Raw genomic sequence first — 14138 nt, 5'->3', positions numbered from 1 at the left:
CTCAGCGAGCGCCTCAGTCGGCGGCGTCGACGCGCCTGCGCACCTCGTCGGCCAGCTGTCCGAGCGACCGGTCGAGCAGCTCGCGCACCTCGTCGGCGTGGGCCCCCGAATCGGGCTCGTCGAGCAGCGAGATGTGCACGGTCACCTCGCTCGTGCCGCTCGCCGAGTCGGACACCTGCAGCCAGCCGGCGTATCCGGGATGGTCGCGCCCGCCCCACTCCACCCGCAGCTGCTCGTCGGAGGCGCGGAACAAGCCCTCGTGCGTGCCCGTGCCGGGGACCAGGTCGCCGCCCGCCTCCACGGTGCCGGGGCCGCTGCCGGTCACCGTCAGGCCCTGCGGCAGCCACCTGTCCATGATCTCCACGTCGGACGCGACGCCGTACACGATCATGCTGTCGGCCGGCATGCCGCGCGTCGCCTCGAACTCCGCCATCGCAACCCCCTGATCAATGCTCCCGCCGTACCCGTGTGATGTGCGGGCAAACAGCCGCCGGACCGCCGGGCCCTGCCGCTACCGTTGCTGTCGGCGCGAGTCCGTGCGGCGAGGGGAGCGGGGCGATGGCGGAGTTGCCACGGGTGCCGCCGGAGATGTTCCGGTTCACCACCACCGAGCGGGCCGACCTCCACGCCGCCGTGCTCTACGCCTTCGGCGAGGCCAACGAGCGGCTGGAGACGGCGCTGACGTCGGAGGAGGTCCGCGAGCGGCTGCGGGCGGTCGGATGGTACGCCCCGGTCGCCGACCACGACCTGTCCGGCACGCTCAAGCAGCTGGCCGGCTGGGGGCTGCTCGACGTGATCTTCAACCACGCCGGCACCTTCGCCACCGCCGAGGAGTACGAACGCAAGAACCTGCAGTACTCGCTCACCAGGCGGGGCGAGGCGGCGTTCGCCGGGGTGCAGCACGCGATGGCGATGCTGGCCTCGGCGGGCGCCTTGCAGACCGCGGTGCTCGACGCCGTCGCCGACCGGCTGGGGGAGCTGGAGACGCTGCTGCGCGACCCCGATCCCGGGCGCAACCGGCGGGTCTTCACCTGCCTGCAGGAGCTGGAGGGCCACCTCGACGGCCTGCGCAACAACACCAAGCGGTTCAACGGCGAGTTGCAGCGGCTGCTGCGCCTCGAAGGCGCCGACCTCGCCACGTTCCACGAGGTCAAGTCGGCCACGGTGGCCTACCTTCAGGAGTTCGTGACCAACCTGGAGCAGCGCGGCGACACCATCGCCGCCGCCCTGGAAGGGGTCGAGACGCACGGCGTCAGCGTGCTGCACGCGCGGGCGCTCGACGGCGCCGACCTGCCGAGGACGCCCGGCACCGACCACGCCACCCCGTGGCTGGCGGCGCGGGCGGCCAAGTGGGAGGGGTTGCGGTCGTGGTTCGCCCAGCACGACGGCTTCGGTGCCAGGACCGGTGACAACACCGGCGAACCCGTCGTGCCGCGCGTGCGGCAACTGCACGACGTGGCCAGGCGGGCGATCGTGGCGCTGCTGCAGGTGCTCGACCGGATCACCGACTCCCGCCGCCGATCCTCCAGCGCCGCCGCCGACTTCCGTACGCTGGCCCGCTGGTTCGCCACCGCGCCCGCCGAGGACGACGCGCACCGGCTGTGGGACGCGGCGTTCGGGCTCGGCTCCGCCCGCCACGCGCACCTCGGGCACCCCGACGCCGAGCTGATCCCCTCCGGGGTCCCCTGGTCGGAGGCCCAGCCCGTGGAGGTGTCGGCGCTGCTGCGCTCGCGCGGCCGCACCGAGCGGATGGGGCGCACGGGCAAGGTCCGCGACGTGGCCGAGCTGCGGGCCGGGCGCCGAGCGCGGGCCGAGAAGGAACGCGCCGAGTTGGAGGCCGCCTGGGCCGCGCTCGCCACCACAGGGACCGTACGGCTCTCGCAGCTGGAGGAGCTCGACCACGAGGCGTTCGGGCGGCTGCTCGACCTGCTCGGCAGGGCCCTCGCCGAACGCCCCGACACGACCGGCGCGCGGCGGGCCGTCACCTCCGACGGGCGCGTCGAGATCGTGCTCAGGGCGCCCGGCGACGGCGCCGTGGCGGTGCTGTGCACGTCCGAGGGGTGGTTCCGCGGCCCCGACTACCTCATCGACGTGCGCGCGCTCGGCGACTCCCACGCCGGCGTGCCCGCGGCGGGATCCCGGGCGGCGGGCGCATGAGCAGCCTCGCCAACCAGCTCGTCAGGGCCGAGAAGGAGGAGATCGCCCGGGCGATCAGGACCCTGCTCGGGCGGCCGCTCGTGTCCCTGCAGACCGACCCCGCCGCCTTCGACCTGATCAGGAAACGCCGGCAGCCGCTCATCCAGTGGTTCGACTACTTCTGCGGCTGGCGGCTGGTCGTGGAGCCGCGCCAGGGCTACGCCCGGCTGGTCAAGGTGAGGACCGAGCCGAGCGCCACCAGGCCCGCCCGCCGGCGCCGCGCCACCAGAGCGCCTTTCGACCGCCGCCGCTACACCCTGTTCTGCCTCTGCGCGGCCGAGCTGCTCACCTCGCCTGTCACCACGATCGGCATGCTCGCCCAGCGGGTCGTGCAGGCGGCCGCCGTCGAGGCCGACGTGCCCGCGTTCGACCCGGTCAAGGCCGGCGAACGGGCCGCCCTCGTCGACGCGCTCAAACTGCTCGAACACCACGGCGCCATCACCGTCATGGACGGCACGACCGACTCCTACCTGGACGACGAAGACGCCAAAGTGCTCTACCGGGTCGACACCACCCGCGTGATCAGGCTGCTGGCCGCGCCCGTGCCGCCGTCCCGGATCGCCGCCCGCGCCGCCGAGGAGCCGGACCCCGGCACGCTCGCCGAGCTCACCGCGGCCCTCACCACCGAAAGCCGCTACGGCGGCGACGAGCCCACCGAGACCCAGCGCAACCTGTGGGCCCGCCACTCGCTCATCCGGCGGCTGCTCGACGAGCCCGTCGTCTACCGCGCCGACCTGACCGGCGCCGAGTCCGACTACGCCGCCTCGCTCACCGGCCGCCAGATCCTGCGCCGCGCCGCCGAGGAGGCCGGCTTCGTGCTGGAGGAGCGGGCCGAGGGGTTCCTGCTCGTCGACCCCGACGGCACCGCCACCGACACGAGGTTCCCCGACGACGGCAGCCACGCCAAGGTGGCCGCCCTGCTGCTGCTCGACCTGCTCGTCTCCGCCGGTCCCGTCACCGCCCGGCGGCTCGACGCCGAGGCGAACGGGCTGCTGCGCCGGTTCCCGCAGTGGGCGAAGGCGTACCAGTCCGACGGCGGCGGGGCGCGGCTGGCCGCCGACGCGCTGGAGGTGCTCACGATGTTCGGGCTGGCCCGCCGCACGGGTGACCGGGTCGCCGCCCTGCCCGCCGCGGCCCGCTACCGGGTCGACCGCGGCACGGCCGTCCAGGAGGATGCATGACAGTCACCGAGCTCACACCCGCGCGCGCCGCGCAGGTCGTGGAGGACCGCTGGGTACCCGTACGCGCGGGCATCCTCAACGTGTGGCGCTACTACGACGAGGTGTTCGAGTTCCACCGGGGCCGGCTGCTGCTGCGCGGGCCCAACGGCAGCGGCAAGTCCAAGGTGCTGGAGCTGCTGCTGCCGTACCTGCTCGACGCCAGCCTCAAGCCGAGCAGGCTGTCGACGTTCGGTGGCACCGAACGCACCATGCACTGGAACCTCATGGGCGACGGCGCCGCCGGCGCCACCCGGGTCGGCTACGTGTGGATCGAGTTCCGGCACCCCGGCGGCCGCTGGTTCACCTGCGGCGCCCGGCTCCAGGCCACCGTCCACACCAAGAACGTCACCGCCGCCTACTTCACGACCGAGGCCCGTGTCGACACCCCCGACGGCATCCGGCTCAGCGGCGAAAGCGGCCAGCCGCTGACCAAGGCCCAGCTCGCCGACGAGCTCGGCACCTCGGGCACGGTGCACGAGTCCGCCGACGCCTACCGCAGGGTCGTGCGCCAGACCCTCTACCGGGGGCTCAACGAGCAGCGCTACGACTCGCTGCTCACCGCGCTGCGCCAGCTGCGCACCCCCAAGCTGTCCGAACGCCTCGATCCCGGGCTGCTGTCGGAGCTGCTGTCCAGCGCGCTGCCGCCGCTCGGCGAGGGCGAGATCCACGAGATCGCGGAGGGATTCGAGCGGCTCGACCGGCAGCGCGAGGAGCTGCGGCTGCTCGACCGCGACGTGGAGGAGGCCGACCGGCTGGCCGCCCGTCAACGCGGGTACGCCCAGCGCGTCCTGCGGGCCGCCGCCGCGGCCGTCACGTCCGCCGGCTACACGCTGGACTCGCTGGCCGCCGAGGTGCGGAACAAGCGGGAGGCGCTCACGGAGGCCGAGGGCGAGCTGGAGGCCGCCACCGTGCGGCTGGCCGAGGAGGAGGCGCAGGAACTGGCGCTGGCCGCGCAGATCGAGGGTCTCAAGGAGAGCGAGGCGTACCAGGCCGGCGGCGGGCTGCACCGGCTGCGTACGGAGGCGCAGTCCGCGCACGAGACGGCGGCCCGGCTGCGCGACCAGGCGGGGACGGCGGCCCACGCCGCCGCAGCCAAGGAGGAGCTGGCCGCCCGGGCCCAGGACGGCGCCCGCACGGCCGCCGCGCTGGCCGACCGCGCCAGGGGCGAGGCCCGCAGGGCGGCGGAACGCGCCGGCCTGCTCGGCGTCCACGAGGAGAGCGAACGCGCCGCCACCCACGGCTCTGGGCAGGACGCCGCCCACAGTGTCGCCCACGGCGCCGGTGGCGAGGTGGGCGCCGCACCCGGCGGTCCGGAGGGCGGGCCGGACGGCGAGCAGGACGTACGCAGGGCGCGGGAGCTCCTGCGTGCCGCCGTGTCCAGCCGCGCCGCCCAGATCAGGGAGGTCCGGGCGGGCATCGCCGGGCACCAGGAGGCCGTCGACCGCCGCGCCACCGCCGAGCAGGATCGCGACGACGCCAGGGACGACCTCGCCGCCGCCAGGGCCGCCCACGACCAGGCCGAACGCCTGCGCGACGAGCGGGCCCGCGACCTCGCCACGGCCCTGGCCGAGTGGGCAGGCGGCTGCACCCAGCTCCAGCTCGACCCCGGCGAACTGGCCGACCTGGCCGAACGGTTCGAGCGGGCGGACGAGCTGGTCGGCGCCGCCCGCACCGCCGCGGCCGTTCGCTACGCCGCCCGGGAACAGCACCTGACGGGGCTGCGCGACCGGCTGGTCGCCGAACGGGCCGACCTCACCAAGGAACGCGAACGCCTCAACGACCGGACCGTCCTGGACCCGCCCGCCCCGCACACCCGCACCACGAGCCGGCAGGGCCGTCCGGGCGCGCCGCTGTGGCGGGCCGTGGCGTTCAGGTCCGGCCTCGATCCGGTCGCGCAGGCGGGCGTGGAGGCCGCGCTCGAAGCGGCCGGGCTGCTGGACCTGTGGCTGCTGCCCGACGGCGGGTTCGACGCGGGCGAGCACGACGCCTTCGCCGTGGCCGCGCTGGCCAAGCCCGCGCCCGGCTACAGCCTCGCCCACGTGCTGTTCACGGAGGCGGACTCGCCGGTGCCCGCCGACACGGTGTTGTCCGGCATCGCGTTCGCGCCCAGCGCGATCGGCGTCGACCATCCGGCCGTCATCGGCGCCGACGGCACCTGGCGGCTCGGCCTCGCGGCGGGCCGCTGGGTCAAGCCCGAACCCTCCTACATCGGCGCCACCGCCCGCGAACGCGCCCGGCGCCGCCGCATCGCCGAACTCGACGACCGGCTCGGGGAGCTGGCGGGCACCGTCGCCGAGTGCGACCACCTGCTCGCCGTGGTCGAGGGCGACCGCGACACGCTCGCCGCCGAGCTGCGGCGCAGGCCCGACAGGACACCGTACGCCGAGGCCGTGCAGGAGCTCGACGGCGCGGTACGAGGGGTGGCGCTGCTCGAAGACCGCCTCCACGCCTGCGAGCAGCGCCTGCACGAGCGCGAGCAGGACGTCGCCAGGTCGCTGCGGCGGCTCACCGAGCTGGCCGCGAGCCACGCGCTGCCCACGGGCCCGCCCGCGCTCGACAACCTGGAAGACGCCCTGCGCACCGCCGAGATGACCGGCACCGTCTGGCACGACCGGCGCGCGGGCGCCCGCGCCGCCAGGGAACGCGCCGGGCACGCGCGTGAGACCGCCCGCGAATACCAGGCGCTGGCCGTGGCCGCCGTCGAACGCGCCGAGGAGGCCGCGGCCGCCGCCGTCGTGCTGGCGGAGAAGCTGGCCGCGGTCGAGTCCACGGTCGGCGCCGAGCACCACCGGGTCCTCGGACAACTCCAGGACACCCAGACCGCCTACCACGCCTGCCGCCGGCTCATCAAGTCGGTCAACGAGAGCCTGGCCCAGCTCAACGCCAGGCTCGGCCGGCTCAGGGGAGAGCTGGGCACGGCGGAGGAACGGCACGCCGAGGCCGGGCGCACGCGGGACGAGGTGTCCGAACGGTTCCGGCGGCTGGCGGCCGGGCACCTGCCGGCGGACGCGCGGGTGACGGTCGAGCCGGCCGCGGGTGCCGGGGTCAGGGCGGTGCTGGAGGCGGCCAGGGCCGTCGGCGAGCGGCTGTCCTCCGTGCCGTACGAGCTGAAGAACGTCAGGGAGGCCGAGGCGCGGTTGCAGGACGCCTTCCACCACGCCAGGGAGGTCCTCGCCGACCGGGCCGACCTGGAGCTGGCGCCCGACGACGACGTGCAGGTGCTGACGGCCACCGTCAGCGGCGTACGGGCGGGGGCCGCGGCCCTCAGCGCGGCGCTGCGCAAGGAGCGCGACGAGCGGCGCTCCGACATCACGGAGGCGGAGCGCGACCTGTTCGACCGGACGCTGGCCGGCGACACGCGCCGGCACCTGGCCGACCGCATCAGGCAGGCGAGCGCGCTGGTCGAGGGCATGAACCAGCGCCTCGAACGTGTCCGCACCGCCTCGCGGGTGGCCGTGCGGCTGGTGTGGCAGGTCGATCCCGCCCAGTCGGCCGGCACCCGCGCCGCCCGCGACCTGCTGCTGCGCGACCCCGCCGGGCTGAGCGAGGCCGACAAGGAGGCCCTCTACGTCTTCTTCAGGGACCGCGTGGAGGAGGCGCGGGCCGACAACTCGTCGGCGAGCTGGGAGGACCAGCTGATGAAGGTGCTCGACTACACCTCCTGGCACCGGTTCGTGGTCAGGCTGGAGCGGGGCGACGGTCAGGGCTGGCAGGACCTCACCAGGAAGCTGCACGGGGCGCTGTCCGGCGGGGAGAAGGCGATCGCGCTGCACCTGCCGTTGTTCGCCGCCGTGGCCGCGCACTACCAGACCGATCCGGGGTGCCCGCGCTTCATCCTGCTCGACGAGGTGTTCGTCGGGGTCGACAGGACCAACCGGGGGCAGGTGTTCGACCTGCTGGTCGACCTGGGGCTGGACCTGGTGCTCACGTCCGACCACGAGTGGTGCGAATACCGGGAGCTGGACGGCATCGCGATCCACCAGCTCATCACAGGGGACGGCGACGACGCGGTGACCACGGCCAGGTTCGTCTGGAACGGCTACCGTACGGTGCCGGCCGAATGACCGTCCCCGACCGGTTGCGCGCCCCCGAGCTGCGGCCGGTGTGGCTGGCCCTGCACGAGCGGCTCTCCTCCGGCCGCCCTGTCAGCCGGGTCAGGGTGACGGGCCTGGCCGACGGGCAGCAGGCCGCCGTCGCCGACCTGCTCGGCCTCGACCGCTACCCCGGCGCCTCGATCACCATCGAGGTGTCCCGGCTGGCGGCCGCGCTCGGCGGGCTCGACGTGCGCGCCGTCACCGAGGAGATCGCCGGCCCGCTCGGCGACCGCCGGCGCAGGCGCGAGGAGCGGGAACGGGAGCGGACGGCGCTGGCCGCCTGGTTCGCGGCGCATCCCGTGGTCGTGGCCGAGCCCGCGCTGCTCGCCCTGCCGGCCGCGCGCGCCGGCCGCGACCTGATGGAGCGGGCCTTGGCCGTGCTGGCCGCGCTGCCCGCCGCGGGACGGCCGCTGGCGGCGGTGGCCGCCGACGTGACCGGCGACCCGCACGCCCTGGACGACGGTACGCGGCTGTCGTCGCTGGTGCTGAAGGCGCTGTCGACGCTCTATGACGTGCCCGCGCCGGAGGGCGCGCAGGCCAGGCGGGCGTTGTGGGAGCGGGCGGGGGTGGCCTGCGACGCGCTGTCGACGACGGCCCTGGTCGCCGGCTTACGCCCGGACGGGGAGGAGCCCCTGGCCAGAGCCCTGCGCGTCTGGGACGGCCGGGCCAGCGTGATCACCCTGGCGCAGCTCCACGACACGCAGGAGCTGTGGGTGCGCGAGCGGGTCGTCTGGGTGGTGGAGAACCCGACCGTGCTCGCCCTGGCCGAGCAGCGCTTCGGCGGCGACTGCCCGCCCATGGTCTGCACCTCCGGCTGGCCGAACAGCGCCGTCATCCGCCTGCTCCGGGCGTTTCCGCGGGACGTCGGGCTGCGGTATCACGGCGACTTCGACGGGGAGGGCCTGCGGATCGCCGCTTACACCATGGCCAAGACCGGGGCGGAGCCGTGGCGGATGTCCGCCGACGACTACCTGCGGGCTCTCGCGGGCCGCCCGCCGTCCGGCCCCTCGTCGGGCTTGTGGTCAGGTCTGTTGTCCGGCCCGACGCCGGGCCGGGTGACCGACGCCCCCTGGGACCCCGGCCTGGCCCCGGCCCTGCGCTCTCACGGGCTCGCCGTACCCGAGGAACTGGTCGCTGAGTGCCTGCTCGCCGACCTGGCCGCCGCCGTCAGCCCTCGAAGCGGACGGTCGCGTCGGTGTCGGTGATGCGCTGCACGTGTACGGACAGGCCGTTGATGCTGCCGCGGGTGCCCGCGCCGAGGGTGGTGGCCGCGCCGGAGTTCGTCGACTGGATCATGACGGCGTGGAACATGCCGGCGACATGCACCTTGGAGACCCGAACGTCGGACAGGCGGTAGCGGGGGTCGACGGGGAAGGTCACCGGCTCGGTGACGGTGAGCGTGCATGTGCCGTCGTAGCAGTCACTAAGGTCGTTCTCCGCGTCGGCGCTCGCGGGCGCGGCGAGTGCCGCCCCCGGGAGCATGCAGGCCGCGAGGGTCAGGGCGGTGATGGCCTTCCTGGACATACGCTCTCCTCAGTTCGATCCGGTGCCGACACCTCATGTGTCGGCACGATTACTCTCCGTGTTGGAAGCGTGCCCGAGACTGGACACGGTTAGGCAACAATGTGTGCCGTCATGGATTCCCAGAAGCAGGGAAAGGGCTTACCTTGGTATGGGAGCGCTCCCAAAAACCGAGAGATGTGATGCGCATGCCCCTCCGCCACGGGCCCCCGCCCGCGACGCCGATCCGGACGGCGGAGCACCTGCTGCCCTCGGTGCCGGCCGGCGTCGGCAGGGCGCGCGCTCTGGTCCGCGCCGACCTGACCGCGTGGGGCCACGACGACATGATCGACGACTGCCTCGTCATCGTCAGCGAACTCGTCACCAACGCCGTCGTCCACGGCGGGTCGGCGTACGCGCTGCGCCTGGAGGACCACGGCGGCCGCCTCTACGGCGAGGTGTTCGACCCGGGCGACGGCATGCCGCGCCCGCGTACCCCGGCGCCCGGCACACCGTCGGGCCGGGGCCTGCAGATCGTCGCCGCGATCGCCGACGACTGGGGCGTACGGGCGGCCGACGGCGGCAAGGTCGTGTGGTTCTCGGTCACCCATCCCGCGTCGGCGGGCGTGACGGCTCTCCATCCGATCAGATCCAGCCGCGCCGGGTCGCCTCCATCGCGACCTGGAAGCGGGTCCGCGCCCCCAGCCGCCGCATCAGCTTCGTGATGTGCCGCTGAACCGTGCGTTCGCTCCACCCCAGCGCCCGGCTCGCCGCGCGGTCCGTCGCCCCCGCCGCCAGCAGGGTGAGCAGCCGCTCCTCGTCGTCCGACAACTCCCCGCCGCGGGCCGTCATGCGGACGGGCACGCTGCGCTCCCACAGTGCCTCGAACAGCGCCACCAGGGCGTCCAGCAACGGTGACGGATGGATCAGGTACGACGCCGTGACCGCGTCGTCGCCGGCCCGAAGCAGCGGGATGATGGCCAGCCGGTCGTCGGAGATGGCCAGCTTCATCGGCAGGCCGGCGGCGATCCTGGCCTGTTCCCCGTGCTGCATGCCGGCCGTCACGTCCTCCAGCCAGCCAGGAAGATCCAGCACGCTGGTGTCGTAGATGACGCGATATTTCACACCACGCCGGAGCAGGTTGAGCTCGATCGGGTTCGACTCGGTGTGCTCCTGGGGAGCGGCGTACGGCGGCCGGTCGAGCCCGCGCACCTGCGCCCGCGTGTCCTGCTGCATCCGGACCCAGCGGTGGTTGACCTCGTCGCGGCCCGAGACCACTTCGATCAGCTCGCCCGGATGGGCGAAACGGGTGCCGGCGCGGTAGACGTCCATCAGCGACCTGATGTGGGCGCGCACCCCGTCCAGCTCACGTTCGCGCTCGCGCAGAATGGCCTCCAGGCTGCTGTCGGGCGAGACCGCGACGTAGCGGGTCGGCCTGCCGGCCGAGCGGGTGGCCAGGCCGAGCTCCACCAGCGACTGCAGAACGCGCCGCGCGGCCGTGGCGGGAAGGTGACAGTCGTCGGCGATCTCGGTCACCGTCGCCTGCGTCCGGCGGACCAGGGCGTCGTAGACCTCCTCGTCCTGAGGACCGAGTCCGATGGCCTCGAGCACGCCGCCCCTCCTGGATGTCGGGATCACGTCATGTGACGGAAACTCGTCACAAAGCGATCTTGTCAGGAAATATCGGTAGATGTCAGCGTTTCAGGTGCACCATCGGCCCTCGTGGCCACCGCACCGAAGGAGCACCATGCCGCCATCCCGCCGACGATCCGCCACACGTCGCCTGCTCGCCACACTGTTACCGGCCGTCCTGCTCGGCGCGCTGACAGCCGGCCCGGCCGCGGCGGAGACCCGTACCGCGGAGCCGGAGGCCGCACCGAAGATCGACCAGAAGCTGACCGCGCAGCTCAAGAGCGCCGACGCGCGCGTCGAAGCGGCGGTCGTTCTTCGCGCCCCGCACACGCCGCCCGGCGCGCCGGTGTCCCGCGCCGAGGCGCGGGACACGTTGCAGCGCAGTGCCAAGGCCGGCCAGGACCCCGTGGTCCGGCTCGTCACCTCACGCGGCGACGAGGTGGTCAACACTTTCTGGCTGAAGAACATGGTCCTGGTACGGGCCACGCACGGCACCCTGAACGCCCTGGCGGAGCTCGAGACGGTCGAGCGCATCATCCCCAACTTCACGCTGACCGCGCCCGCCCCCGGGAAGGGCGTCACCCCCAAGGCCGCCGGCGCCACCACGTGGGGCGTCGCCAAGATCGGCGCCGACAGGGTGAGCGGCGAGCGCGGGCTCACCGGCAAGGGCGTGCGCGTGGCCGTGCTCGACACCGGCATCGACATCACGCACCCCGACCTCCAGGGCAAGCTCGCCACGGCCGACCCCTCCGACCCGAAGCATCCGGGCGGCTGGATCGAGTTCGGCCGGGACGGCAGGCCGGTGGCCTCGGAGCCGCACGACAGCAGCTATCACGGGACGCACGTGGCGGGCACGATCGCGGGCGGCGACGCCTCCGGCACCCGCATCGGCGTCGCGCCCGGCGCCACCCTGATGGGCGCCCTGGTCATCCCCGGCGGGCAGGGCACCTTCGCCCAGGTGATCGCGGGCATGCAGTGGGCGATCGCGCCGTTCACCGCCGACGGAACCAGGGCGGGCGAGCCGGCCGACATCGTCAGCATGTCGCTGGGCGGCGAGGGCTACGCCGACGAGATGATCCAGCCGGCCAGGAACATCTACTACGCGGGTGCGTTCCCGTCCTTCGCCATCGGCAACAACTGCCGCCCCGGCGGGTCGGGCAGCCCGGGCAACGTGTACGAGTCCGTGGCCGTGGGCGCGACCGACGCCGACGACAACGTGCCCGACTTCTCCTGCGGCGGGGTGGTCGACCGGACCGACTGGTTCGACGCCCCGCCCGAGTGGCCGGACTCGTACGTCGTGCCCGACGTGTCGGCGCCCGGCGTGGACGTGCTGTCGTCCATACCCGGGGGCGCGTACCAGTCGCTCAACGGCACCTCTATGGCCACTCCCCACGTGTCGGGCACGGTCGCGCTCATGATGGAGGCCCGTCCCGGCCTGAGCGTGGACGCCGCGCTGGACATCCTGACCGGCACGGCCGTCTCCGACGACCGCTACGGCCCTCGCCCGAACCCCCGCGTCGGCGCCGGCCGGATCGACGCCTACGCCGCCGTCGCGGAGGCCGCGCTCGAAAGCGGCGTGCGCGGCGTCGTCACCGACGAACGCACCCGCAGGCCGCTGGCCGGCGTGAAGGTGGCCAGGACGGACGGGCGCAGCGTCGAGACCGGGGAGGACGGGCGTTTCGAACTGCGGCTGCCCGAGGGAAGGCACCGTCTGTCGCTGTCCCGGTTCGGCTACGAGAACCGCACGGAGACCGTACGCGTCCGGGCAGGCCGCCTCTCCGACGTGCGCATGGAGCTGGAGCGCACGGGCCGGGGCACGCTGTCCGGGCGGGTGACCTACGGGCCGACCGGGTCGACGGTGCCCGGCGCCACGGTCACGGTGCTCGATGTGCCCGACGACCTGTCGGCCACCACCGACAGGCACGGCCGCTACACCATCAGGGACGTCCCCTACGGCGACGGCTACCGAGTCTCGGCGAACTCTCCCGGCGTCTCGCGGTCGGAGCCCGTGCAGACGAGCGTCGGCAGGGGCAGGAACACCGCCGACCTGACCCTCCCACGGCGTCCCGGCACCGAACGGGTGTCGCTGGGTCCCGACGGCCGCCAGGCCAACCACGAGACGTGGTGGCCGGAGCTGAGCGGGGACGGGAACGTCGTGGTGTTCGCCGGCTTCGCCTCCAACCTCGTCAGCGACGAGGACACCAACGGCGAACTGGACATCTTCGCCACCGACCTGCGGACCAGGACGACCGAGCGGGTGTCGGTGCCGACCGGTGGCGGCCTGGGCGACTCGTTCTCCTTGTCGCCGACGGTCAGCCACGACGGGAGCTTCGTCGGCTTCACCAGCGGGGCGACCAACCTGGTGCCCGGCGATACGAACGGACAGACCGACGCTTTCGTGCACGACCGGCGGACGGGGACGACCGAGCGGATCTCTCTGTCGTCCGCGGGCGTCCAGGGCGACGGGGTCTCCGGCGCGCCGGACTTCTCGGCGGACGGCCGGTTCGCCGTCTTCGTCAGCGACGCCGCCAACCTCGTGCCCGGCGACACGAACGGCCGCGCCGACATCTTCCTGCGCGACCGCCAGGCCGGCACGACCGAGCGGATCTCCGTCGCCCACGACGGCTCGCAGGCGGGCGACCAGTCCCGCGAGCCGTCCATCAGCGCCGACGGCCGTTTCGTGGCGTTCCAGAGCGACGCGGACGGTCTCGTCCCTGGTGACGGCAACGGCCGGACGGACGCCTTCGTCCTCGACCGCGAAGCCGGCGCGCTCAAGCTGGTCGTGGTCCCGCACCCGGACACTGACACCAGGTCCCCGGTGCTCAGCGCCGACGGCAACGCGCTGGCCTTCACCAACGGCGTGGGGACCGGCCAGATCTACGTCCAGGACCTGTCGACCGGCACGTCCGAGCTGGTGTCGGCGAACAAGGACGGGGGCGAGGCCTCCAACATGTCGTTCGCGCCGTCGCTCAGCGCCGACGGGCGCCTGGTCGCCTTCTACAGTCTCGCCGACGACATCGTCGAAGGAGACACCAACAGGTCGAACGACGTGTTCGTCCGCGACGTCGCGGCCGGCACCAGCAGGAAGATCTCAGGAGCTCCCAAGGGAGCCGAGGGCGACGGCGGGGCCGACCTGCCGTCCATCAGCGCCGACGGCAGGTACGTGGCCTTCGAGAGCTCCGCGGGGAACCTCGTCGAAGGCGACACCAATCACCGCTCCGACGTCTTCGTGCACGACCTGGCCCCCGGCCCCGAGCCGCTGTTCGCACCGAGCGACCTGAAGATCACCTCGGAGCACTCCCGGCCGGGGCGCGTACAGGTGCGGGCCCAGGTGAAGAACGTGGGGGAGTTGGCCGGCGAGTACGCGGCCGTCCTGCGCGTGAACGGCCAGGAGGACCAGCGCCGGACCCTCCCCCTGCGGCCGGGGAGGAGCGGGCGGATCTCGTTCGACGTACGGCGTGGCGAACCCGGCACGTACACCGTCGAACTCGGGCCC

General features: G+C 73.7%; 9 protein-coding genes. 6 read left to right on the top strand and 3 right to left on the bottom strand.

From position 1 onward, the window contains the following. Nucleotides 1–13 precede the first annotated feature (13 nt). On the bottom strand, nucleotides 14–433 hold the full coding sequence (locus GUY59_RS23960) for an SRPBCC family protein (RefSeq protein ID WP_138202929.1): 420 nt from the start codon (nucleotides 431–433) through the stop codon (nucleotides 14–16). 125 nt (nucleotides 434–558) lie between these two features. On the opposite strand from GUY59_RS23960, the gene GUY59_RS23955 reads away from it, so the two are divergent. From GUY59_RS23955 to GUY59_RS23940, 4 genes are read left to right on the top strand one after another with little or no spacing between them, the layout of a single operon-like run. Beyond that, a complete protein-coding gene (locus GUY59_RS23955; protein ID WP_201761263.1) occupies nucleotides 559–2157 on the top strand; it encodes a TIGR02677 family protein in 1599 nt (532 codons plus the stop codon). Beyond that, nucleotides 2154–3377, top strand: a complete 1224-nt coding sequence (locus GUY59_RS23950; protein ID WP_138202931.1) for a TIGR02678 family protein — start codon at nucleotides 2154–2156, stop codon at nucleotides 3375–3377. Before GUY59_RS23955 ends, GUY59_RS23950 begins: the two co-directional genes overlap by 4 nt. Continuing rightward, on the top strand, nucleotides 3374–7480 hold the full coding sequence (locus GUY59_RS23945) for a TIGR02680 family protein (RefSeq protein ID WP_138202933.1): 4107 nt from the start codon (nucleotides 3374–3376) through the stop codon (nucleotides 7478–7480). The genes GUY59_RS23950 and GUY59_RS23945 overlap by 4 nt, the downstream gene beginning before the upstream one ends. Next, complete coding sequence (locus GUY59_RS23940; RefSeq protein ID WP_138202935.1) at nucleotides 7477–8715, top strand: TIGR02679 family protein; 1239 nt, start codon at nucleotides 7477–7479, stop codon at nucleotides 8713–8715. The genes GUY59_RS23945 and GUY59_RS23940 overlap by 4 nt, the downstream gene beginning before the upstream one ends. On the opposite strand, the gene GUY59_RS23935 is transcribed toward GUY59_RS23940, so the two are convergent. After that, nucleotides 8678–9034 carry a hypothetical protein gene (locus GUY59_RS23935; protein WP_138202937.1) on the bottom strand — a complete coding sequence of 119 codons (357 nt, stop codon included), beginning with the start codon at nucleotides 9032–9034 and terminating at the stop codon, nucleotides 8678–8680. The genes GUY59_RS23940 and GUY59_RS23935 overlap by 38 nt on opposite strands. 185 nt (nucleotides 9035–9219) lie before the next feature. Here GUY59_RS23935 and GUY59_RS23930 point away from each other — a divergent pair, with 185 nt between their 5' ends. Then, nucleotides 9220–9735, top strand: coding sequence for an ATP-binding protein (locus tag GUY59_RS23930; RefSeq protein ID WP_201761262.1), 516 nt, complete (start codon nucleotides 9220–9222; stop codon nucleotides 9733–9735). On the opposite strand, the gene GUY59_RS23925 is transcribed toward GUY59_RS23930, so the two are convergent. Continuing rightward, nucleotides 9656–10621 carry a helix-turn-helix transcriptional regulator gene (locus GUY59_RS23925; RefSeq protein WP_138202941.1) on the bottom strand — a complete coding sequence of 322 codons (966 nt, stop codon included), beginning with the start codon at nucleotides 10619–10621 and terminating at the stop codon, nucleotides 9656–9658. The two genes, GUY59_RS23930 and GUY59_RS23925, sit on opposite strands and share 80 nt — an antisense overlap. Before the next feature lie 136 nt (nucleotides 10622–10757). Here GUY59_RS23925 and GUY59_RS23920 point away from each other — a divergent pair. Beyond that, on the top strand, nucleotides 10758–14138 hold a 3381-nt coding region (locus tag GUY59_RS23920; RefSeq protein WP_161714662.1), incomplete at its 3' end, for a S8 family serine peptidase.

This window comes from Nonomuraea sp. K271 (assembly GCF_009908215.1).
Lineage (GTDB): Bacteria > Actinomycetota > Actinomycetes > Streptosporangiales > Streptosporangiaceae > Nonomuraea > Nonomuraea longispora.
The sequence above is the reverse complement of the archived record's forward strand: the minus strand, read 5'-3'. Positions and strand labels throughout refer to the sequence as shown.